This window comes from Nonomuraea sp. MG754425 (assembly GCF_021699195.1).
GTDB lineage: Bacteria > Actinomycetota > Actinomycetes > Streptosporangiales > Streptosporangiaceae > Nonomuraea.
In genome coordinates this window covers 1-21067 of sequence record NZ_SSXE01000237.1, presented here as the reverse complement: position 1 = coordinate 21067, position 21067 = coordinate 1, and the positions used below count along the sequence as shown (strand labels likewise).

The window sequence follows — 21067 nt, the reverse complement described above, 5'->3', positions numbered from 1 at the left end:
ATCAGGCGGGGCGCGACACGTACCGGCCGACCGGCGCGCCGACGACCTTGCCGGACTCCAGCACCCGGTGGCCGCGGACGAACGTGTCGGTCACCCGCGCGGTCAGCTCGAAGCCCTCGAACGGCGTGTACTCCTGCGTCGACTCCGAGTCCTGGGCCCGTACCGTCCAGGTGTGCGCCGGGTCCACCAGGCAGATGTCGGCGTCGAAGCCGGGGGCGATCGTCCCCTTGGTGCGCAGGCCGAAGCGCCGCGCCGGGTTCCACGACGTCAGCGCGGCGATCCGGCCGTACGGCAGCCCCCTGCGACGGCCCTCGGTGACCAGGCCGGGCAGCAGGTACTCGGCCCCGCCGAAACCGGACTTCGCCAGGAAGACGTTCTCGCGCGGCTCGCCGAACTTGACCTCGTCACGGCAGCAGGCGTGGTCGCTGACCACCCAGCTCACGGTGCCGTCGAGCAGGTACTCCCACAGCGCCTCCACGTCCTCGCGCGGCCGGATCGGCGGGTTCACCTTGGAGCCGACGCCGTTGGCCGTGTCGACGTCCGCGAGCAGGTGGCCGATCGTGACCTCCCGCCGGAAGTCGATGTGCGGGAACGTCGCCGCCATCCGTACGGCGGCGTCCATGGCCTTGCGGGAGGACAGGTGCAGCAGGTTGACGTTGGCCAGGCCGGTCTCGTGGGCGAGGTAGGAGGCGATGAAGACGGCCAGCCCCTCCGAGTGCGGCGGGCGGGAGGCGCTGTAGGCGGCCAGCCCGCTCAGCTCGCCGGCGTCCTCGACGAGCTTGGTGTAGGCGGTCATGATCTCGGCGGTCTCGCAGTGCAGCGACAGCGAGATCTCCTCGGCCAGCTCGGGCAGCCGCTCCCTGGCCGCCTGCACGCCGCGCATCACGAACTCGAAGTGCGCGTAGTCGTAGCGCTCGCCCTCGGGCAGCATGAGGAAGGAGCTCTGGTCGTCGGAGCGCCCGTGCAGTCCGTGCCCGCCGTAGAACATGAAGATCTTGAACGACGGCACGCCGAACCGCTCGACCAGCTCCGGCAACTCGTCGATGTGCCCGCTGGACATGGGGGCCAGGTGGAAGCCGTAGTCCACGTACGCCCGGCCCTCGGCCTGCTTGAGCACCTCGGGGAAGAACTCGGCGTAAGGGCCGCCCCTGTTGAGGTAGTACTGCCCGGTCCGCATGTACGTCAGCGCGGTCGTCACACCGCCCTGGGCGCTGGCCCGGCTCTCGGACTCGGTGTCCTCCGGCAGCGGGTGGTAGATGCCCCAGTGCTGGTGGGCGTCCACGACGCCGGGGAAGGCCAGCTTGCCGCCCCCGTCGATCACCTCGCCGGTGGCCGGCAGCCCGGGCTCGACCCGGACGACGCGGCCGTCGGCGATGGCGATGTCCGCCTCGACGGGCTCGTCCCGGTCGTGTGTCACGACCTTGACGTTCTTCAGCAACAGCTCGGTCACAGGGGGGACTCTCCTAAGCGATGCGGTAGGCGTCGCGGTGCCAGGCGAGCACGCGCCGCTCGACCATGAGGAACAGGGTGTTGAGTGTGAAGCCCAGCACGCCGAGCACCAGGACGCCGGCCCAGACGGCCGGTATGTCGGCGTTGTTGCTGGCCAGGTTGAGGAGGTAGCCGATCCCCTCGGTGCTGCCCTTCAGCTCCGAGATGACCATCAGGATCAGCGCCAGCGAGACGCTCAGCCGCAGCCCGGCGAAGATCTTGGGCGCGGCGGCGGGCAGGATGATCCGGGTGAGCCGCAGGTGCGCGGGCACGCCGAACACCGTGGCCGTCTCGATCTTCAGATGGTCGAGGCCGCGCGCGCCGTCGATGGAGTTGAGCAGGATCGGCCAGATGATGCCGAAGACGATGGTCGCGAGCTGCACCTGCGTGCCCATCGTGAAGAGCACGAGGAAGAGCGGGAGCATGGCGGGCGGCGGCACCGCCCGGCCGAACTCGATCAGCGGCGAGATGTAGTCGGCCAGCGTGGCGGACCTGCCGAGCGCGACGCCGAGCGCCACGCCCACGACCACCGCCAGGCTCCAGGCGGAGACCACCCTGACCAGGCTCGGCACGAAGTTCTCGATGGCCTCCTCGGTGAGGATGAACGGCCCGGAGAACCACATCTCGTACATGCGCGACACGATCCGGCTCGGCGCCGGCAGGTACGGGCTGCTCTCGGCCCGCGCCAGCAGTTCCCAGCCGCCCAGGATGACCGGCACCAGCCAGAACCGTTTGATGATGGTGAGTATCACGTCGTCCGCCACTTGAACAGCCGTCGCTCCGCCTGCACGAGAGCGATGTTGACGACGAGCCCGATCGCGCCGGCCCACAGCAGGGCCGCGATGACGTCGATCATCGCGTCCGCGCCGATGCCCGTGCTCGCCTCGATGAGGAAACTGCCGATCCCGCTCGAACCGCCCACGATGTACTCGACGCTGACGGCCAGGATGAGCGTGATGGAGGCGGCCAGGCGCACGCCCGTCGCGATGAAGGGCGCCGCGCTCGGCAGGGAGACCCGCCAGATCACCGCGCCCCGGCCGAAGCCGAACGAGCGCAGCGTCTCCTTGCCCAGCGGATCGACGTCCCGGACGCCGTACAGGGTGTTGATCAGGATGGGCCAGGACGCGGCGAAGACGATGAGCGCGACCTTGGCGTTGATCTCCGGGTAGAAGAAGAACAGCGCCAGCGGGATCAGCGCCACGGAGGGGATGGGCCGCAGGAACTCCACGAAGACCCGGGTCATCTCCTCCACCACCGGGACCGTTCCGAGAAGCAGCCCGATCGGGACGGCCACGAGGACGGCGAGCGGCAGCCCGATGGCCGCGGCGGTGATCGTCCCCAGCACGTCGTCGAGGAAGACGGGATCGGCGGCGAGCGAGACGGTCCGCACCAGCGTGTCCGCCGCCGGAGGAAGCCATTTGAACAGGCCGGACATGCCGATGACCTGCCAGATGAGCAGAAAGCCCGCCACGCCGGTGGCGTGACGGGCGAACTTGGTCAGCTTGGCGCGGGCGAGCGGGCTCCGCTCGCCCCGCGTTCCGGTGATTGTGCCCATCATCCCTGAGAGGCTGAGTAAATCATCGAACTGACGTCCAGCTTCTGCGTGAGCATCTTCGACTCCAGCATGAGGTCGGCGACGCGCTGGATGCGCTGCGCGCTCAGTGAGGTCGGGTAGGCGCCCAGGTTGATCGTGGCGGCGGTCTCCGCCGGGATCTTCGTGAACGTCGGCAGGACCTTGGTGACGGCGCTGCGGTCGGTGGCGGCGATGTTCTGCGCCTTGGCCATGGCCCGCTGGAAGGCGGCCAGCGTCTTCGGGTTGGTCTGGACCCACTTCTCCGTGGCGGCCCAGCCGGTGATCGGCAGACCGTCGGTCGGGCCGGACATCGTGTCCAGCAGCATGGTCGCGCCGAGCGTCTTCTTGGCCTCGCTGACGTACGGGTCGGTCATCCACACGGCGTCCACGTCACCCTTGTCGAGGGACGAGAGCCAGTTGGTGGTGGGGACCTCGGTGTAGGCGATGTCCTTGTCGGGGTCCAGGCCGGCGATCTTGAAGTGCGGGTTCATGGTCAGCGTGCCGAGGCCCTTGAGGGCGTTGACGCCGATCTTCTTGCCCTTCAGGTCGCCGACCTGCTTGATCGGGGAGTCCTTCTTGACCATGATGCCGAAGGCCCCGGCCGCACCCTGGTAGGAGTCGGCGATGTACTTGAACTTCTCGGTGCCCTGCTCCTGGATCACCAGGATGGTCGCGTAGCTGCCGAGGACGATGTCCATCGAGCCGTTGGACAGCTTGGGAAGGACCGCCTGAGGCGCCTGGATGGGCTCCTGCTTGACGTTGAGTCCCTCTTCCTTGAAGAAGCCGCGTTCCATGGCGATGAACAGGGGTGCGGAGTCCGCGCCGGGGTATTGGCCGATCAGCAGGTCGGTCTTCATGTCGGAGGAGGCGTTCGATCCGCCCGCCTCCTCGCCCGAGCTGGAACACCCCGTGATGACGAGGGAGGCGACAAGCCCAATCAGAGCAGTGCGCCCTAATGCACCGAACCGCATTGCGGGTCTCCTTTGAACCGAGGGGGGTGAGTGCGAACGGGAGTGTTCAACGACGGAGGCACCCTAGCGCAGGCTGTGCTATTCACCGCAGCCACTACACCGGAAATTAACGATATATATGCCGATATAAGGCGATACATGTCTGTCTGTCCGATTATTCGGAGCTCCGACCTCTTGACGTGGGAAGCCTGAAGCGGGTGTTGTGTTTTGGGACAAATGTCGGATTGTGCGGTGACTGCGATCTTTGCGCTATTGGCCGATCTCATGTTGATGTGCTCCAATTAGCTCTCGCCCCAAGGGTGCGTCGGCGTCACACTGCAACACCCGCATGACGTGATCTTCGTGCACCAGACCGTCCGAGGAGAGGTTGCGGAGGCAAGTGAAGAGTGTTGTCCCCTCTGTGGGCGGGGATTCGGGCTTAACTGAAGAAGCCCCCCGAAACGCGGCCCGTAAACCACCGGCGCCGGCCCCGGGCAAGGCGAAAGTCGCAGGCCCGAAAGCTGGGGCCCGCTTCTCGCTGCGCAACTGGCGGGTACGTTCCAAGCTGGTGGTCCTGGTCGTCATCCCCACGCTCGCCGCGCTGACGCTCGGTGGCCTGCGGGTCGCCACCTCCACCGCGACCGCGAACGAGTACGCACAGGTCAACCAGGTCGCGGTGCTGGCCAGCGGGTTGACCGCCCTCGCCCACGAGGTGGAGAGCGAGCGCGACCTGAGCGCCATGTACGTCGCCCAGGGCCGCCGCACCGGCAACCCCGCGGACGTCTCGGCCCAGTACGAGCGCGTCGACAAGCTCGTCGTCGAGGTCAGGGGCGACATCGAGTCCCTGGCCACCGGCAGCGGCCCGCACGCGGCCGAGGCGCTGCGCATCAAGAACCGCCTCGACGAGCTCGCCACCTCGCGCAAGACCGCGATCGAGTCCGCGCTCGACGCGAACTCCGTCATCGACCTGTACGACCGGTCCATCTCGGACCTGCTCGCGCTCAACGACAAGATCGACCGAGGCGCGGTCGACAAGGAGCTGTCCGCCGGCGTCGCCGGCTTCGGCGCGTTGTCCAGGGCCAAGCAGTACGTCTCCACCCAGCGCGCGCTGCTCGTGTCGGCCCTGGCCACCCGGGCCTTCGGCAACGGCCAGCTCGACGCCTTCATCGCCGCGCGCTCCCAGAAGAACAGCGAGCTGAGCACCTTCCGCTCACAGGTCCCCCTCGACCTGCGCCAGCTCTACGACGACACCGTCAGCGGCAAGGCCGTCGACCGCGCCGAGATGCTCGCGGCCCGCGCCCTGACGCTGCAGTCGGCCGACCTCCCGCTGGTGGACCGTCAGCTCGGCCTCACCCGTGACGGCGAGGCGTGGTACGACGCCATCACCGAGACCATCTCCGGCATGCGCAAGGTCGAGCAGCAGGCTGCCGACAACATCGTGCTGCGCAGCCGCACCCTGGAGAGCAGCGAGCAGCAGAGCGCCATCATCGTGGCCGGAGCCATCGTGCTCCTGCTCATCCTCGTGCTGCTGGTCACGCGGTTGGCGGGTGAGGAAGCGCGGTTGCGGTCGAACGTGAACGCGATGTTCGTGAACCTGTCGCGGCGTAGTCAGACTCTGGTGGAGCGGCAGATCACCCTGATCGACGGTCTGGAGCAGGGTGAGCAGGACGAGCAGCGGCTCGGCAACCTGTTCAAGCTGGACCACCTGGCCACCCGTATGCGCCGCAACAGCGAGAACCTGCTGGTCCTCGCCGGCCAGGAGCCGCCCCGCCGCTGGAGCAAGCCCGTCCAGCTCGTGGACGTCGCCCGCGCCTCCCTGTCGGAGGTCGAGAACTACGAGCGCGTCGTGCTCCAGGTGCCCGACGGCGTCGCCGTCGCCGGACAGGCCGTCAACGACGTCATCCACCTGCTCGCCGAGCTGGTCGAGAACGCCCTGTCGTTCTCCCCGCGCGAGACCAGGGTGACCGTGTCCGGCAGCCGGATCGACGGCGGCGGCGTGATGTTGTCCATCACCGACTCCGGCATCGGCATGACCCCCGACGAGCTGGTCCAGGCCAACGAGCGCCTCATCGACGCCCCCAGCGTGGACGTCTCCGTCTCGCGCCGCATGGGCCTGTTCGTGGTCGCCAGGCTGGCCCACCGGCACGGCATCCGGGTGCAGCTCCGCCCGCACGGATCGGGCGGCCTGACCGCGATGGTCCTGATGCCCGAATCGCTCCTCGGCGCCCAGGCCCCTGCGGGCCAGGGCGTGCCCGCCATGGACCAGCGCCAGACCGGCGACAACTTCGGCTTCGGTTTCGGCGCCCAGCAGGCCGTGACCCCGCCGCCGCCCGTCCCCCAGTGGAACGGCGGCGAGTACCGGCCGGGGCCCGGGCACCCGTCCTTCCCCTCCCACCCGAGCATGGACACGGCCTGGCCGTCCGAGCCCCGCGGCAACGGCGCCGGCACCGGCGGCTTCGACAACTCCGACGTCTGGGTGCCCTCACGCACCCCCGCCGGCTCGTCCGGCTCCTGGGGGACCGGCTCCGGGCTGCCGCAACGTCCCACCGGCGACGACCGTCCCGAAATGAGCTGGGCGGACTCCGCCCCGACCAACCTGAACCTGCAGCGCCCGCGCTTCGACCTGCCTGAGACCGAGTCCGCGGCCACCGGCCCGATCCCCGTCGTCAAGCCCGCCACCGCGGGCGACGAGTACCTGCCGATCTTCGCCTCCGTCGAGTCGGCCTGGTTCGAGCAGACCTCCGAAGGGGACGCCACCTGGGGATCGGCCAAGGCCGACGCGGGCTGGAGCGCCGCGCAGGCCGTGGTCGAGCCGGTACGCGGCGGCGCGACGTCCGCGGGCCTGCCCAAGCGGGTGCCCAAGGCCAACCTCGTGCCCGGCTCCGCCGACACCGTGTCCGCGCCGAAGGGCGTCGCCCCCATGCCTGCCGTCTCGCCAGAGCGGGTACGCAGCCGCCTCTCGAGCTTCCAGCAAGGATTCAGAGCGGCACGAGACGACATCAGCGAGGGAAGATCGTATTCCTCCGGTCCGAGAAGTCTTGAGAACAGGGATGAGCGCGCATGAACGACCTGAGCCAGTGATGCTGATCATGTCGATCAGCGACGGCTCGTGCCTTGCGGTGCTCGCGGCCCCCGACTGTGACATGGGCCTGGTGGCGTACCAGATGACGCTGATGGTGGACCGCGCCGGTCAGGTACTGACTCCTGCCGTGCGCGCGGAGTTGCGCGCCAGCCAGACCAGGTGATGTAGGTGACAAATCCCACGTGGAACAGCGGCGGATGGAACAGCGGTGGCTGGGAGCCGCCGCCGTCCCCGCCGCCGAGCTCCGACCCCGCCTCCCCGGTACGGCCCTACGCCGTCACCGGCGGGCGGACCGCACCCAAGGTCAAGCTGGCGATGGAGGCCCTGGTGTCCTCGGCGACCGCCGAGCACCGGGAGTTCTCCCACATCACGCCCGAGTACAAAGCGATCAGCCAGCTCTGCCTCCAGGTCAGGTCGGTGGCCGAGGTGTCGGCCCTGCTGCGGATCCCGCTCGGCGTGGTGCGTGTTCTGATCGCGGACATGGCGGCCGAGGGCCTCGTACGGGTGCATCAGCCGCAGCTTGAGGCAGGAAGGCCGGACGTCAACCTGCTGGAAAGGGTGCTCAGTGGACTACGCAGGCTCTAGCCCCGGTCTCACGTCGACGAAGATCGTCGTCGCCGGTGGGTTCGGGGTGGGCAAGACGACGTTCGTCGGCGCGGTGTCGGAGATCATGCCGTTGACCACGGAGGCCGTCATGACCGACGCCTCCGCCGGTATCGACGACCTGGGCATGACACCGCTGAAGTCGACCACGACCGTCGCCATGGACTTCGGCCGGGTCTCCCTCGACCGTGACCTGATCCTCTACCTGTTCGGCACCCCCGGACAGCACCGGTTCTGGTTCATGTGGGACGACCTCGTACGAGGGGCGATCGGCGCGGTCGTCCTCGTGGACACCCGCCGCCTGGCCGACAGCTTCCCGGCCATCGACTACTTCGAGGAAGCCCAGCTCCCGTTCGTGGTCGGCATCAACGGCTGGGACGGCCAGTACCTGCACAGCGACACCGAGGTGCGCGACGCTCTCACGCTGTCGCCGCACATCCCGATGGTGCGGCTCGACGCCCGCTCCAAGGACTCGGTCAAGGGCGTGCTGATCCAGCTCGTCGAGCACGCGCTGACGGTCCGGATGGCCGTGCCAGGCTGGAGCGGCTAGCGGAGCGGATAGGCTGGAGTCTTAGACGTACATTCGCTTCGAGGACTGGCCAACCACGTGTTCGAGACGCTATCCGACCGCCTGACATCGGTCTTCTCCTCCCTCCGATCCAAGGGGCGGCTGTCCGATGCCGACATCGACGCCACCGCCCGCGAGATCCGCATCGCCCTGCTTGAGGCCGATGTCGCATTGCCGGTGGTCAAGGCGTTCGTCGCCCAGGTCAAGGAGCGCGCCCGCGGTTCCGAGGTCTCCCAGGCGCTGAACCCGGCGCAGCAGGTCGTCAAGATCGTCAATGACGAGCTGATCGGGATCCTCGGCGGTGAGACCCGCAGGCTCCGCTTCGCCAAGACACCCCCGACCGTCATCATGCTGGCCGGTCTCCAAGGCGCCGGCAAGACGACGCTGGCGGGCAAGCTGGCCAGGTGGCTGCGGGAGCAGGGGCACGCGCCCATGCTCGTCGCCGCCGACCTGCAGCGGCCCAACGCCGTCCAGCAGCTTCAGGTCGTGGGCGAGCGCGCCCAGGTCGCCGTCTACGCGCCCGAGCCGGGCAGCGGAGTGGGCGACCCGGTCGAGGTCGCCCGCAGATCGCTCGACGAGGCCCGGCGCCTCAACCACGACATCGTCGTCATCGACACCGCCGGCCGTCTGGGCATCGACCAGGAGATGATGAAGCAGGCCGCCGACATCCGCGACGCGGTCTCGCCCGACGAGACCCTGTTCGTGGTCGACGCCATGATCGGCCAGGACGCCGTCACCACGGCGCAGGCGTTCATGGAGGGCGTCGGCTTCGACGGCGTGGTGCTGACCAAGCTCGACGGCGACGCCCGCGGCGGCGCGGCGCTCTCGGTCCGCCACATCACCGGCCGGCCGATCATGTTCGCCTCCACGGGCGAGAAGCTGGAAGACTTCGACGCCTTCCACCCCGACCGGATGGCCTCCCGCATCCTCGACATGGGTGACATCCTCACCCTGATCGAGCAGGCCCAGAAGACGTTCGACGAGGAGCAGGCCGCCAAGATGGCCGGCAAGCTCACGTCGGGCGAGAACTTCACGCTCGAGGACTTCCTCGAGCAGATGATGATGGTCCAGAAGATGGGGCCGATCAAGAATCTGCTCGGCATGATGCCCGGCATGGGGCAGATGCGCGACCAGATCAACTCCATCGACGACCGCGACCTCGACCGCATCGCGGCCATCATCCGCTCGATGACCCCGGCCGAGCGCCAGGACCCCAAGATCATCAACGGCTCGCGGCGCGCCCGCATCGCGGCCGGCTCTGGCGTGACGGTGAGCGCCGTCAGCAGCCTGGTCACCCGCTTCTTCGACGCGCAGAAGATGATGAAGCGCATGGCCGGCGGCATGGGGATCCCGGGCATGCCCGGCGGACGCGGCAAGGCGGGCAAGGCGCAGAAGAAGGCCAAGAAGGGGCGGCGCGTCAGCGGCGACCCGCGCAAGGCCGCACTGGGCAAGGCGCCCTCGGGCGACGCGGCCCCGAGCGAGCCCAAGCAGGGCGGCATGCTGGGCAACCTCGGCGGGAAACTGCCGCCGGGGGTCGAGCTCCCGCCCGGCTTCGATCCGTCCAAGCTGCGGTTGCCCGGGCAGAAGTAGCGGCCGGCGCCGCGAGGTCCTTGCCCGACCTTTGCGGTGCGCTGCCGCGACGGGTCCCGGGCAGTGCCTCGGGTCTGGCAGAATGACATGTTGGAACATCGTGGCCACGCGGGTGCCCTCTCACCTCCCGCCGGTCACGCCTGTCCCTGGAGCGTCGCCGCGTCGTGCCCCACTCGACGAGGTGCCGTTCACCCACGCTCGAATGCAGGAGAGACCACACCCGTGGCAGTCAAGATCAAGCTCAAGCGGCTCGGCATGATCCGCAATGCTCAGTACCGTATCGTCGTCGCCGACAGCCGCACCAAGCGTGACGGCCGGGCGATCGAGGAGATCGGCCTGTACCACCCGAAGAACGACCCTTCGCGCATCGAGATCGACGCCGAGCGCGCGGCCTACTGGCTGGGTGTCGGCGCGCAGCCGACCGAGCCGGTGCTCAAGCTGCTCAAGCTCACCGGCGACTGGCAGAAGTTCAAGGGTGAGCCCGCTCCGGCGCCGCTGAAGGTCGCCGAGCCCGCGCCCGACCGCCACGCTCTCTATGAGGCGGCGGCCAAGGAGGCGCTGTCCGGTGGCGACACCGGCACGGCCGCCACCACGCCGAAGAAGGGCGGCAAGAAGAAGGACGAGGCCGAGGCCCCCGCCGAGACCCCGACTGAGGGCGAGGGCTGACGTGCTCGAGGAGGCTCTCGAGCACCTCGTTAAGGGCATCGTCGAAAATCCCGACGATGTCCGGGTCCGCGCCCGCCGCATTCGCAGCGGGCGCGTCCTGGAGGTCCGGGTGCATCCCGAGGACCTGGGTAAGGTCATCGGACGCGGCGGGCGCACCGCCAAGGCGCTGCGCACGGTCGTGAACGCCCTGTCCGACGGGAAGTACGTGCGGGTCGATCTGCTCGACCTGCACGAAGCGGTCCGTTAGCGTCAGGTTTTCGCGCCCTCATCGGCTCTGTTCCGATGGGGGCGCTCCGCGTTGCAGAGAAAGCAGGTTCACGTGCAGTTGGTCGTCGGCCGGATAGGCCGCCCGCACGGGGTGCGCGGCGACGTGACCGTGGAGGTGCGCACCGACGATCCCGAGCTGCGCTTCGCCGCCGGGACGCCGATCGCGACCGACCCCGCCGACCGGGGGCCGCTCGTCATCGTGGCCCGCCGCTGGCACAAGGGCGCGCTGCTGGTGACATTCGAGGGGGTCGCCGACCGCGACACCGCCGAGGAACTGCGCGGCACCCTGCTGGTCATCGACTCCGCCGAGGTGGCGCCGTCCGACGACCCCGACGAGTTCCACGACCACCAGCTCATCGGCCTGGCGGTGGAGACCGTCTCCGGCGAGCCGGTCGGGCGGGTCGAGGACGTGCTGCACCACGGCCAGGACCTCCTCGTGGTACGCAGGCAGGGCCAGGAGGACGTGCTCATCCCGTTCGTCAAGGCGCTGGTGCCCGAGGTCGATCCCGAGGCGGGCCGGCTGGTCGTCGATCCGCCCGAAGGGCTGCTGTGATGCGGCTCGACATCATCTCGATCTTCCCCGAGTACTTCGCGCCGCTCGACGTCTCGCTGATCGGCAAGGCCCGCGAGCGCGGCACCCTCGACGTACGGCTGCACCAGCTCCGCGACTGGGCCCACGACGTGCACCGCACCGTGGACGACACTCCGTACGGCGGCGGGCCCGGCATGGTCATGAAGCCCGAGGTGTGGGGCGAGGCCATCGACACGGTGATCGACACGGCGATCGACACGGGGATCGATACGGTGGTCGGCTCCGCGGGCGGCCCCGCGCCGCGGCTGGTCGTGCCGACGCCGAGCGGGCGGCCGTTCACCCAGGAGCTGGCGCAGGAGCTGGCGGGGGAGCCGTGGCTGCTGTTCGCCTGCGGCCGTTACGAAGGCATCGACTCCAGGGTGATGCAGGAGTACTCCGGGCGGCTGCGCGTCGACGAGGTCAGCATCGGCGACTACGTGCTGGCCGGCGGCGAGGTGGCGGTGCTGGTCATGGTGGAGGCCGTGGGCCGGCTGCTGCCCGGCGTGCTGGGCAACGCCCAGTCGGCCGTGGACGACTCGTTCGCGCCCGGGTCGATGCGCAACCTCGTCGAGGGGCCTGTTTTCACCAAACCGCCCGTGTGGCGGGGGCACGAGGTGCCCGCTGTGCTTTTGTCCGGACATCACGGAAATGTCGCCCGGTGGCGGCGCGACGAGGCGATCCGCCGCACCGTACGGAACCGGCCGGAGCTGGCGGCCGAGCTCGACCCCGCGACGCTGGACAAACACGACCGGAAGCTGCTCGAAGAGCTGTCGTTTCGCCTCCAGCCGGAAGATGTGGCAAACTGAATCGCTGCCAACCGTTCTTCGGTTGGTCCGTCATGCCCGGGAGACGGTCCCGGGCTCACCACATCAGCAAGCGTGTCCGCCGCGAGCTCCGGCCGGGTGGACCTCCGCGTGCTCGCGAGGACTTGAGGACTGCTCTCATGCACACGAAGATCCAGGAGCTCGAGAAGGCGACCCTGCGCGGCGACGTGCCGGCGTTCCGCCCCGGTGACACGCTCGAGGTTCACGTCCGCGTCGTCGAAGGAAACCGCTCCCGTATCCAGGTCTTCAAGGGCTTCGTGCTGCGCCGTCAGGGCAGCGGCGCCCGCGAGACCTTCACCGTGCGCAAGGTCAGCTACGGCGTCGGCGTCGAGCGCACCTTCCCGGTGCACAGCCCGGTCATCGAGAAGATCGTTCTCGTGACCCGCGGCGACGTGCGTCGCGCCAAGCTCTACTACATGCGTGACCTGCGCGGCAAGGCCGCCCGTATCCGCGAGAAGCGCGAGACGACGCCCGCCAAGTAACCAGGCGCCCTTTCGATGGCCCGCGTTCCGCGCGGGCCATTCGGCTTTACAGGGGCGTTTCCTTTATGTGGAGCGACTCGTGCACGGTGTAACGTCGGTCGAGGCTTGTCGAGCCCACACATCATCTAGGCTCGTCAGCGATGACTAGCGAAAGCCAGGAGCACGGCGCCGCGCGCCGCCCTGTCGAAGACGAGGTGGACGTGGTCGCGGAAGAGACTCAGCAGCCGGCCAAGGGTGAAGAAAAGGAGAAGAAGGGGTCGTTCTGGAAAGAACTTCCCGTTCTCATCGTCGTAGCCCTGGTTCTGGCCCTGATCATCAAGACATTTGTGGTCCAGGCCTTCTATATTCCGTCGGAATCGATGGAGAACACCCTGCTGACGAACGACAGGGTCCTGGTCAACAAGCTCGTCTACCACACCCGTGACATCGAGCGTGGCGACGTGGTGGTCTTCTCGGGCGTCGACTCCTGGGACGGCGAGTTCCAGATGGAGGAGCCGTCCAACGTGGTCGCGGGGTTCTTCCGGTGGGTCGGCACGGCCTTCGGCGTCGTGCCGGGCGAGAAGGACTACATCAAGCGGGTCATCGGCGTGGGGGGCGACCACGTCAAGTGCTGCGACTCCAAGGGGCGCATCACGGTCAACGGCACGCCCATCGACGAGGAGAGCTACCTCTACCCCGGTGACGTGCCCTCCGACGAGTTCTTCGACGTCACGGTGCCGCAGGGGCGGCTGTGGGTGATGGGCGACCACCGCTCGGTCTCGCTCGACTCCCGCTCGCACACCGGCGACCCGGGCGGCGGCTCCATCCCCGAGGGCCAGGTCATCGGGCGGGCCTTCGTGATCGTCTGGCCGTTCAATCGGTTCGACACCATCGACATCCCCGACACCTTCGCCCAGCCCGCGCTGCACGCGCTCGGTACCCCGACGCCGCTGGTCGCCGGGTTCGGCCTGGCCGTACCCTTGGTGCTGGTCCGTCGGCGCCTGCGAAGGAGACGCTGATGGCCGACACCAAGAAGGCGGAGGGCGTGGGGAAAGAGAAGAAGAAGGGCGGCGGTTTCCGCGAGACCATCCTGCTCCTCGTCCTGGGAGTCGGCCTCGCGATGCTGCTGCACACGTTCGTGGTCGGGTCGTTCTACATCCCGTCCGTGTCGATGGAGAACACCCTGCTGGTCAACGACCGGGTCTTCGTCAACAAGCTGGCGGGCAAGCCCGAGCGTGGCGACATCATCGTCTTCAAGGGCTGGACCGGCGAGGACACCATCAAGCGGGTCATCGGCGTCGGCGGCGACAAGGTGGTGTGCTGCGACAAGGACAAGCGCATCACGGTCAACGGCACGCCACTGGACGAGGAGTCGTACCTCTACACCGACGATTTCGCTTCCGGCGATAAGTTCGACGTCACCGTGCCCGCCGGCAAGCTCTGGCTGATGGGCGACCACCGCAGCGCCTCGGCCGACTCCCGCGCCCACATGGAGGAGCCAGGGGGCGGCTTCATCTCGGAAGACGCCGTGATCGGCGTGGCCGTGGTGCGCTACTGGCCGCTGTCGCGGGGCTATCTCTTCACCCGTCCCGACATTTTCGACAAGGTCAAGTAAGCCGTCTTCCGGTCGCGGTATGCGGCGAATGGGGCGTACGCTGCCTGTGTCATGACAGTTGCGTTCCGCCCTCGACCGAGCGTCGTCCGGCGAGATTCCGGGCTCTACGCCTATGAGCGGGCGCTCGCCCGCCGCGGCCTCACCCCCATCGCGGGCGTCGACGAGGCCGGTCGCGGCGCGTGCGCCGGCCCCCTCGTGGTCGCGGCCGTCGTCCTGCGCAGGCGGATCGACGGCCTGGGCGACTCGAAACTGCTGACCCCCCTGGTACGCGAACGCCTCTTCGAGCAGATCATGCCCGCGTCAGATGTCGGCATAGTGATCATCCCGCCGGGGGAGATCGACGCCAAAGGTCTGCACAAGTGCAACGTTTCAGGAATGCGGCGAGCTGTCGCACAGTTGCCCTGTGACCCGGAGTACATCCTGACGGACGGCTTCCCGGTTCCGGGGCTTCCGGCGCCGTCACTGGCCGTGTGGAAGGGGGATCAGGTGGCCGCGTGCATGGCGGCGGCGTCCATCGTGGCCAAGGTGACCCGAGATCGCCTCATGGTGGCGCTCGACGAGCGCTACCCGCAGTACGGCTTCGCGGAGCACAAGGGGTATGTCACACCAGGACACCGGCTGGCGCTGGAAACGCACGGCCCGTGTCCTGATCACCGCTACTCCTTCGTCACGGTGGCGAGGGGGATGGGTGAAAATGAAATGGGGGCCGGGGTTGCCTGAGCAGGCGAACCGGGGGACCGGTACGACAGGAGGACCGCGATGAGCGCAGAGGATCTCGAAAAGTACGAAACCGAGATGGAGCTGCAGCTTTACCGCGAATACCGCGATGTCGTCGGTTTGTTCACGTACGTGGTGGAGACTGAGCGGCGCTTCTATCTGACCAACTCGGTCGATCTCGACGTGCGCACCGCCGAGAACGGCGACGTCTTCTTCGATGTGAAGATGCAGGATGCTTGGGTGTGGGACATGTATCGGCCGGCGCGGTTCGTCAAGAACGTGCGGGTGGTCACGTTCAAGGACGTGAATGTCGAGGAACTGGCCAAGGCCGATCTGGAGATGCCCAAGGAGGGGTTCTCGGGGTAGGGCTGGGCTGGTCGGGGAGCCGGCGGCCGCTGGGCTGTTGATGCGGTTCGCTGGGTTTTGCCGGTTGCCGGGGTTGCCGGCCTCGGGGTGATGGCCGGTGGGTTGGGCTGTGCGTTCGGTGAGCCGGGGCCCTCTGGCTGAAGTCTGGGTGCTGAGTTTCAGGGCCTCTGAAGGTTCTGGGCTGCTTGAGTGCCCGAGTTCGAGATTTGAGAGTCGTGAGGTTGGAGCGCAGCGCGTTGGAGCCCGACTTTCTGCGGTGCCGATGCGCTCGACCGGTTCCAGGCTGGATCGTTGCAGGCGTAGATCAGTCTGTTTACCGAGGGGCGGGCGATGGCGAGTGCCGCCTGATCACTGATGCCATCGGTGTTTCGCTGTCCGGTGATCCTGGCAACGATGTCACTCAGCTCAACTCGCTGCTGCAGGGTATTTCGGGGCGCGTGGCGAGTGCGGCTGGCTCTGGTCGGCGTGCCGACGTCGTACTCGCCGACTGGGGCTGAGGCTACGACAGGTGCCGGTGCCTGGTGCGCGAACTGTGGATGCCGGTGAACTTGCTGCTCTGTCCGTGTCCTGCTCACGTTCGTGCCTGTGGACCTGTCACGTCGTCCATGCACTGCCTGCGTTCGTGCGTCTGTGAATTTGCGGCGCTTTCTGCGTCTTGTCCGCGTTCGGGCGTGTGGGCCTGTGGCACTGGTCGTGCCCCAGCCTGCTTTCGCGCGCGGCCCTGCCTTCCCGCTCACCGCATGCGGGTGTTGGCGCTCAGGCTCCCGGGTGCACCTGCACCGCGCGTAAACCGTGCTCGCATCTGTGGCGCACCCACACCAGTGCCGGCGGCCACGCCTGTGTCGTGCTTGCGACACGGCCGCGTGAATACTGACCCCCAGGCGACGGCCGCACCTGGCTGTGTTTCCACCCCACCTGCACGTTGACTGCTCCAGCTTCCATCCGCGCTCGCCCGTGCCTGCACGCTCGCCATCCAAAGGCGAGGCGGCCAACGCCAACCGGGCTGTTCCTCAGTTATCCACACCCCCTACGCCGCCCACACCCACTCATCCACAGAATCTCGTTCGGCTCCTCGATCACCACCCCGCATCGGCGAAGGTCATGCCCGAACCTCACCCGAACGGAAGGTGCCACATGGCCACGGAAAGCAGGCTCGAGCTCGGCAAGCGCGGCGAACAGGCAGCCGTGACCTACCTGGAGACCCAGGGCATGAAGGTGATCGACCGCAACTGGCGCTGCCGCTACGGCGAGATCGACGTCATCGCGGAAGAGGGCCCCATCCTGGTCGTCGTCGAGGTGAAGACCCGATCGGGCAGATCCCACGGCACAGCGCTGGAGTCGGTGAGCCCCGCCAAGCTGGCCAAGCTGCGCATGCTCGCCGGCCAGTGGCTGTCCGCGCAGTCCCGTACGTTCGACGCCATCCGCGTGGACGTGATCGCCCTGGAGTGCTTCGCGGGAGATTTCGCCCTCCGGCACGTACGGGGGGCGATCTAGATGGCCGTGGCCCGCACGCGCAGCGTGGCCCTGGTGGGGGTCACGGGCCGCACGGTCGAGGTCGAGGCCGACGTCGGCAAGGGCCTGGCCGGCATCCACCTCATCGGCCTGCCCGACACAGCACTCAGCGAAGCCCGCGACCGAGTCCGATCGGCGGTGGTCAACAGCAGCTACCCCTGGCCCGACGCCCGCATCATCGTCAGCCTCTTCCCGGCCAGCCTCCCGAAACGTGGGTCCCAGTTCGACCTGGCCATAGCCGTGGCCATCCTCGGCGCGGCGGGCGTGGTCCCGGCCCAGCGCATCGCGGACCTGTTCTTCCTGGGTGAGCTCGGTCTCGACGGCCGCATCAGAGCCGTACGCGGAGTGCTCCCCTCGGTCCTGGGCGCGGCCGGACAGGGCGGCGTCACGGTCGTGGTCCCATCCGCGAACTCCGCCGAGGCCGTACTCGTGCCTGACGCGAAGGTGATCCCCGTCGCCGACCTGCGTCAGTTGGTGGAGTGGCTGCGCAAGGGCGACGACCCACCCCAACCCGAGGTCGAGGAGTACGTCGAACCGCCCAAGGCCACCGACGCCCCCGACGTCGATCTCGCGGACGTCGTCGGCCAGCCGGTCGCCCGGCGTGCCCTCGAAGTGTGCGCGGCGGGCGGCCACAATCTGTGGTTGCTCGGCCCGCCGGGCACCGGCAAGACGATGCTGGCCGAACGCCTCCCCACCCTCCTGCCGGAGCTGGAGCTCGATCACGCCCTGGAGGTCACCGCCATCCATTCGGTCGCGGGCGTCCTGCCGTCCAGCGCCCCCATGATGTGCCGGCCCCCGTTCGTCAGCCCGCACCACACGGCGACGGCCGCTGCTGTCATCGGTGGAGGCAGCACGATCGTCCGTCCAGGAGCCGTGTCCCTCGCGCACCGAGGGGTCCTCTTCATGGACGAGGCGCCCGAGTTCCCGCGCCATGTCCTCGACGCGCTGAGACAGCCCCTGGAGTCAGGCCGTGTGACGGTGTCGAGGGCCGCGGGCGCGGTCACGTTTCCTGCGAGGTTCATGCTCGTCCTGGCTGCGAACCCGTGTCCCTGTGCCCAGGGGGAGGACAAAGAAGACGCCTGCAGGTGCTCTCCCACGGTCAGACGCCGCTACCTGGGCCGGCTCTCGGGCCCGCTCCTCGACCGCATCGACATGAAGGTCACGGTCGCCCGCTCGTCCCGCCGCGAGCTCCTGGCCGATCGCCAGTTCGTGGAGCCCAGCAAGAAGGTCGCCGAACGTGTGCTGGCCGCCAGGGAACGAGCGGCCAAGCGTCTGGCCGGCACGCAGTGGCGCTCCAACGCCGAGATCCCTTCCTCCGTCCTGCACGCCGACTTCCGTCCGTCGGCCGAGGCCATGCACCCCATGACGACCTGTCTCGACGCGGGCACCCTCACGGCCCGGGGCCTCGACCGGGTCGTACGGGTCGCCTGGACCCTGGCCGACCTGGCCGACAAAGACACCCCCGGACAGGACGAAACCAACGCGGCCCTCGGCTTCTGGCTCGGCGTGAGGTGATCTCTGGAAGCACGTCACGCCACCACCCACCGTGCCGAGTCGCCGCGCACTCCAGGTATGTCCCCACAACCATCCCACCCAGCAGAGGGGCTGCCATGAGCACCACCTCCACCCGTACCAGAACGGGCGCGCACTTCACGGCGGCCTCCACCCCCACGGAGCTGGCCGGCCACCGCCGCGCCCGTGGCCATGCCCGAGCGCTATCTCGCCCTCGCGACGACCCCTTAACCAGTGACCACCCCGCCTCCACAGGCCCGTGATCATCACTGTTCAGACGCATCGCCATCACTCCGCACCCTCGGGAGGCACCCTTGACCGGCACACCGTCCGTAGCCGCAGCGACCAGCAGGACACCCACGTCCTCGATGGTCCGCGGCGACGAAGCCTTGCCGGCTTCCACGGCCACACCTTCGACGCCCGCGACCACCACCGCCTTCGCCACCAGACCTGTGAGCAGAGCCGCGCCCAGGTTCGCCGAAGCCCCCTCGAACGATCAGCCCGCTCACAACCCCATGACAGGAGAACCTGCGCTCGTGGGCATGGCAGAGCGCTTCCGGCACATCGGAGCAGGACCTCACCACATCGGCGCGGCTGAGAGCCCTCAGCAGGCAAGCTCAACGCGACGCCCACAGGGAGTCGACGCCGGGGACACCGCAACAGGAGAACCCCCGCGCGGGAGCATGACCATACGCCCTCGAAACGAGGCACAGAGCACAAGGTTCGAGAACGACACGCGGACCCCACCTCTCCAAGCCGCACCTCCAGCAGAAGGGAGGGCGCAAGCGGAGAGGGAAGCCGAGGCCAGGGCCGCGCTCATGCGGGCCGCCGACGTTGGTGACACCATCATGGGCAGCCTCGTGGCTGAATACGGCGCTCCACGGACAGTCCAGGCCATCCGCGCCCGCACCCTGCCCCGGGAGTTCGTGGCCCGACAAGCTCAGCAGCCACGCCCGCCCGACCTCACCTCCCGCCTGAACGCCTGGTACACCCGTCTGGCAGCCGCCAACCCCGCGGCCGACCTCGAGACAGGCCGACGAGCCGGAGCCAGACTGATCATCCCCGGCAGCCCGGAGTGGCCCACCCAGCTCGACCAGCTAGGACGCAGCCGCCCGCTGGCCCTGTGGGCGTACGGCAACGCCGACCTCCGTTTCTCCTGCCTGACCTCCGTCGCGGTGGTCGGAGCCAGAGCCGCCACTCCGTACGGATCGCACATCGCGGCGCAGCTCGGGGTCGGCCTCAGCGAGGAAGGCTGGACCGTCGTTTCGGGCGGCGCGTACGGCGTGGACGGGGCGGCCCACAAGGGCGCGCTGGCCGCCGACGCCCCCACAGTCGTCGTCCTGGCCTGCGGCGTGGACATCTGCTACCCGGGTTCCCACGAGCGGTTGTTCGCCTCGATCAGGGAACAAGGTGTGCTGATCAGTGAGTGCCCGCCAGGCGTACACCCGACAAGGGCCCGCTTCCTCATCCGCAACCGCCTGATCGCGGCCCTGTCGCGAGGGACCGTGGTGGTGGAAGCCGCGATCCGCAGCGGCGCCCTCAACACGGCGTCCCACGCCCTGTTCCTCAACCGGCACCTGGGCGCGGTCCCGGGCCCGGTGACCTCGGCCATGTCAGCCGGATGTCACAAACTCCTTCGCGAACGCAAAGCGGTCTGCATCACCTCCCCCGAGGACATGATCGACCTCGTGGGCGCGCTGGGCGACGACCTGTCCCCGCAGACGCGGGCCCCGGCCGTCGCCAGGGACAGGCTCAACGAGCCGACCAAGAAAGTGCTGGACGCGGTCCCCACCAGAGGCGGCGCGGGCCCGGCCTCGATCGCGGTGGCAGCCGGGATGAACCTGAACGCGACGCTGAGCGCATTGGGTGGCCTGGCGGCCGCCGGCTACATCGAACGCAGCGCGAACGGCTGGCGCCTCCGCAAGACCACCACCACATACCGCAAGAGCCCGGACTCCGTAGCCCTGGACCCACCGCTCACCCCCGAGCCCGACCCAACCGACACCCCGCCATCCCCGGACGATTTCCCGACCCCGGACGAGACCCACGCGACCTGAACCACGCCGGCCCAGCAGACCGGCCTCGGGCCGAGCCGCAGGTGAGACGGGAGAACAGGTTCGGCCGGTTCCGGCCGCCGATGCCAGAACGGACGGTGCTGGGCAGCGTCCGGCAGCGCGGCGTGATTCCTCCACGCTCAGCCCTGTCCGCCCAGATGGCAGCGTCCGACGAGATCGTTGATCCACCGCGTGGCGGGACACCGTCGCGCAGGATGCGAGGCCGGCATGGCGTCTGCCCAGATGTTGTGGAAAGGACCTGGTGGAGAGAGGTGGGAAAAAGTGGGAGTCACCGGTGCGGGATCTGTTTCGCAGGCGTCGGCTCACACGCCAAACTGTGGTCTGCGGCCATCGTTCTGCTCTCCTCGGTTGCGGCATCAGCCCTTCCAGGATCAAGCGATGGCCGTCACCATTCCGCACCCCCTCTTCCTGGGGTGCGGTGAAGCCCAACACGCGCGGTCGTGGTTCCACCGTCCCACCGAGTGAGAGTCAACGATCAAGCTGTCGGTCTCCCACCCAGGAGCAGAGGGGTCGGGTGGGTGAGAAGCTCCTGGAGTTGCCCCGGTTCGATAGACACATCAGGGCTTGCGACTACGCGGCAGCATAGTCGAGGTCTTGGGCGTTCTTGAGCGTGTGTCGACGTTCGTA

General features: G+C 68.4%; 20 protein-coding genes and 1 pseudogene. 17 read left to right on the top strand and 4 right to left on the bottom strand.

What is annotated here, in order from left to right; genetic code table 11:
- Window position 1 precedes the first annotated feature (1 nt).
- From FAF44_RS46925 to FAF44_RS46910, 4 genes are read right to left on the bottom strand one after another with little or no spacing between them, the layout of a single operon-like run.
- Window positions 2-1450, bottom strand: coding sequence for a dihydroorotase family protein (locus FAF44_RS46925; protein ID WP_237109947.1), 1449 nt, complete (start codon window positions 1448-1450; stop codon window positions 2-4).
- 13 nt (window positions 1451-1463) lie between these two features.
- Complete coding sequence (locus FAF44_RS46920; protein ID WP_237109946.1) at window positions 1464-2240, bottom strand: ABC transporter permease; 777 nt, start codon at window positions 2238-2240, stop codon at window positions 1464-1466.
- Window positions 2237-3046, bottom strand: a complete 810-nt coding sequence (locus tag FAF44_RS46915; RefSeq protein WP_237109945.1) for an ABC transporter permease — start codon at window positions 3044-3046, stop codon at window positions 2237-2239. The genes FAF44_RS46920 and FAF44_RS46915 overlap by 4 nt, the downstream gene beginning before the upstream one ends.
- Complete coding sequence (locus tag FAF44_RS46910) at window positions 3043-3918, bottom strand: ABC transporter substrate-binding protein (RefSeq protein WP_237109944.1); 876 nt, start codon at window positions 3916-3918, stop codon at window positions 3043-3045. Before FAF44_RS46910 ends, FAF44_RS46915 begins: the two co-directional genes overlap by 4 nt.
- Window positions 3919-4579: 661 nt before the next feature.
- Here FAF44_RS46910 and FAF44_RS46905 point away from each other — a divergent pair.
- From FAF44_RS46905 to dprA, 17 genes and pseudogenes are all read left to right on the top strand, one after another.
- On the top strand, window positions 4580-7075 hold the full coding sequence (locus tag FAF44_RS46905) for a nitrate- and nitrite sensing domain-containing protein (protein WP_237109943.1): 2496 nt from the start codon (window positions 4580-4582) through the stop codon (window positions 7073-7075).
- A gap of 13 nt (window positions 7076-7088) precedes the next feature.
- A pseudogene (locus tag FAF44_RS46900) lies at window positions 7089-7256 on the top strand (roadblock/LC7 domain-containing protein); the annotation flags it as partial.
- 5 nt (window positions 7257-7261) lie between these two features.
- A complete protein-coding gene (locus FAF44_RS46895; RefSeq protein WP_237109942.1) occupies window positions 7262-7678 on the top strand; it encodes a DUF742 domain-containing protein in 417 nt (138 codons plus the stop codon).
- Entirely contained in the window at window positions 7659-8246 is a 588-nt protein-coding gene (locus FAF44_RS46890) for an ATP/GTP-binding protein (protein ID WP_237109941.1), read from the top strand. The genes FAF44_RS46895 and FAF44_RS46890 overlap by 20 nt, the downstream gene beginning before the upstream one ends.
- Window positions 8247-8303: 57 nt before the next feature.
- Complete coding sequence (gene ffh, locus FAF44_RS46885; protein ID WP_237109940.1) at window positions 8304-9854, top strand: signal recognition particle protein; 1551 nt, start codon at window positions 8304-8306, stop codon at window positions 9852-9854.
- Window positions 9855-10076: 222 nt separating this feature from the next.
- A complete protein-coding gene (gene rpsP, locus FAF44_RS46880; RefSeq protein WP_237109939.1) occupies window positions 10077-10520 on the top strand; it encodes a 30S ribosomal protein S16 in 444 nt (147 codons plus the stop codon).
- 1 nt (window position 10521) lies between these two features.
- Entirely contained in the window at window positions 10522-10767 is a 246-nt protein-coding gene (locus FAF44_RS46875) for an RNA-binding protein (protein ID WP_237109938.1), read from the top strand.
- 72 nt (window positions 10768-10839) lie between these two features.
- Window positions 10840-11340, top strand: coding sequence for a ribosome maturation factor RimM (rimM, locus tag FAF44_RS46870; RefSeq protein ID WP_237109937.1), 501 nt, complete (start codon window positions 10840-10842; stop codon window positions 11338-11340).
- Window positions 11340-12164 carry a tRNA (guanosine(37)-N1)-methyltransferase TrmD gene (gene trmD / locus FAF44_RS46865; protein ID WP_237109936.1) on the top strand — a complete coding sequence of 275 codons (825 nt, stop codon included), beginning with the start codon at window positions 11340-11342 and terminating at the stop codon, window positions 12162-12164. Before rimM ends, trmD begins: the two co-directional genes overlap by 1 nt.
- Before the next feature lie 137 nt (window positions 12165-12301).
- On the top strand, window positions 12302-12664 hold the full coding sequence (gene rplS / locus FAF44_RS46860; protein ID WP_237109935.1) for a 50S ribosomal protein L19: 363 nt from the start codon (window positions 12302-12304) through the stop codon (window positions 12662-12664).
- 140 nt (window positions 12665-12804) lie between these two features.
- A complete protein-coding gene (lepB, locus tag FAF44_RS46855; RefSeq protein WP_237109934.1) occupies window positions 12805-13662 on the top strand; it encodes a signal peptidase I in 858 nt (285 codons plus the stop codon).
- Window positions 13662-14258 carry a signal peptidase I gene (gene lepB, locus FAF44_RS46850; protein ID WP_237109933.1) on the top strand — a complete coding sequence of 199 codons (597 nt, stop codon included), beginning with the start codon at window positions 13662-13664 and terminating at the stop codon, window positions 14256-14258. The genes lepB (FAF44_RS46855) and lepB (FAF44_RS46850) overlap by 1 nt, the downstream gene beginning before the upstream one ends.
- A gap of 51 nt (window positions 14259-14309) precedes the next feature.
- Complete coding sequence (locus FAF44_RS46845; RefSeq protein WP_237109932.1) at window positions 14310-14978, top strand: ribonuclease HII; 669 nt, start codon at window positions 14310-14312, stop codon at window positions 14976-14978.
- 39 nt (window positions 14979-15017) lie between these two features.
- Window positions 15018-15341: a DUF2469 domain-containing protein gene (locus FAF44_RS46840; protein WP_026215037.1), complete on the top strand. Its 324-nt coding sequence runs from the start codon at window positions 15018-15020 to the stop codon at window positions 15339-15341.
- Window positions 15342-16475: 1134 nt separating this feature from the next.
- Window positions 16476-16835 carry a YraN family protein gene (locus FAF44_RS46835; RefSeq protein ID WP_237109931.1) on the top strand — a complete coding sequence of 120 codons (360 nt, stop codon included), beginning with the start codon at window positions 16476-16478 and terminating at the stop codon, window positions 16833-16835.
- Entirely contained in the window at window positions 16836-18368 is a 1533-nt protein-coding gene (locus FAF44_RS46830) for a YifB family Mg chelatase-like AAA ATPase (protein ID WP_237109930.1), read from the top strand. It abuts the gene before it with no gap.
- 857 nt (window positions 18369-19225) lie between these two features.
- On the top strand, window positions 19226-20422 hold the full coding sequence (dprA, locus tag FAF44_RS46825) for a DNA-processing protein DprA (protein WP_237109929.1): 1197 nt from the start codon (window positions 19226-19228) through the stop codon (window positions 20420-20422).
- Window positions 20423-21067: the final 645 nt, after the last annotated feature.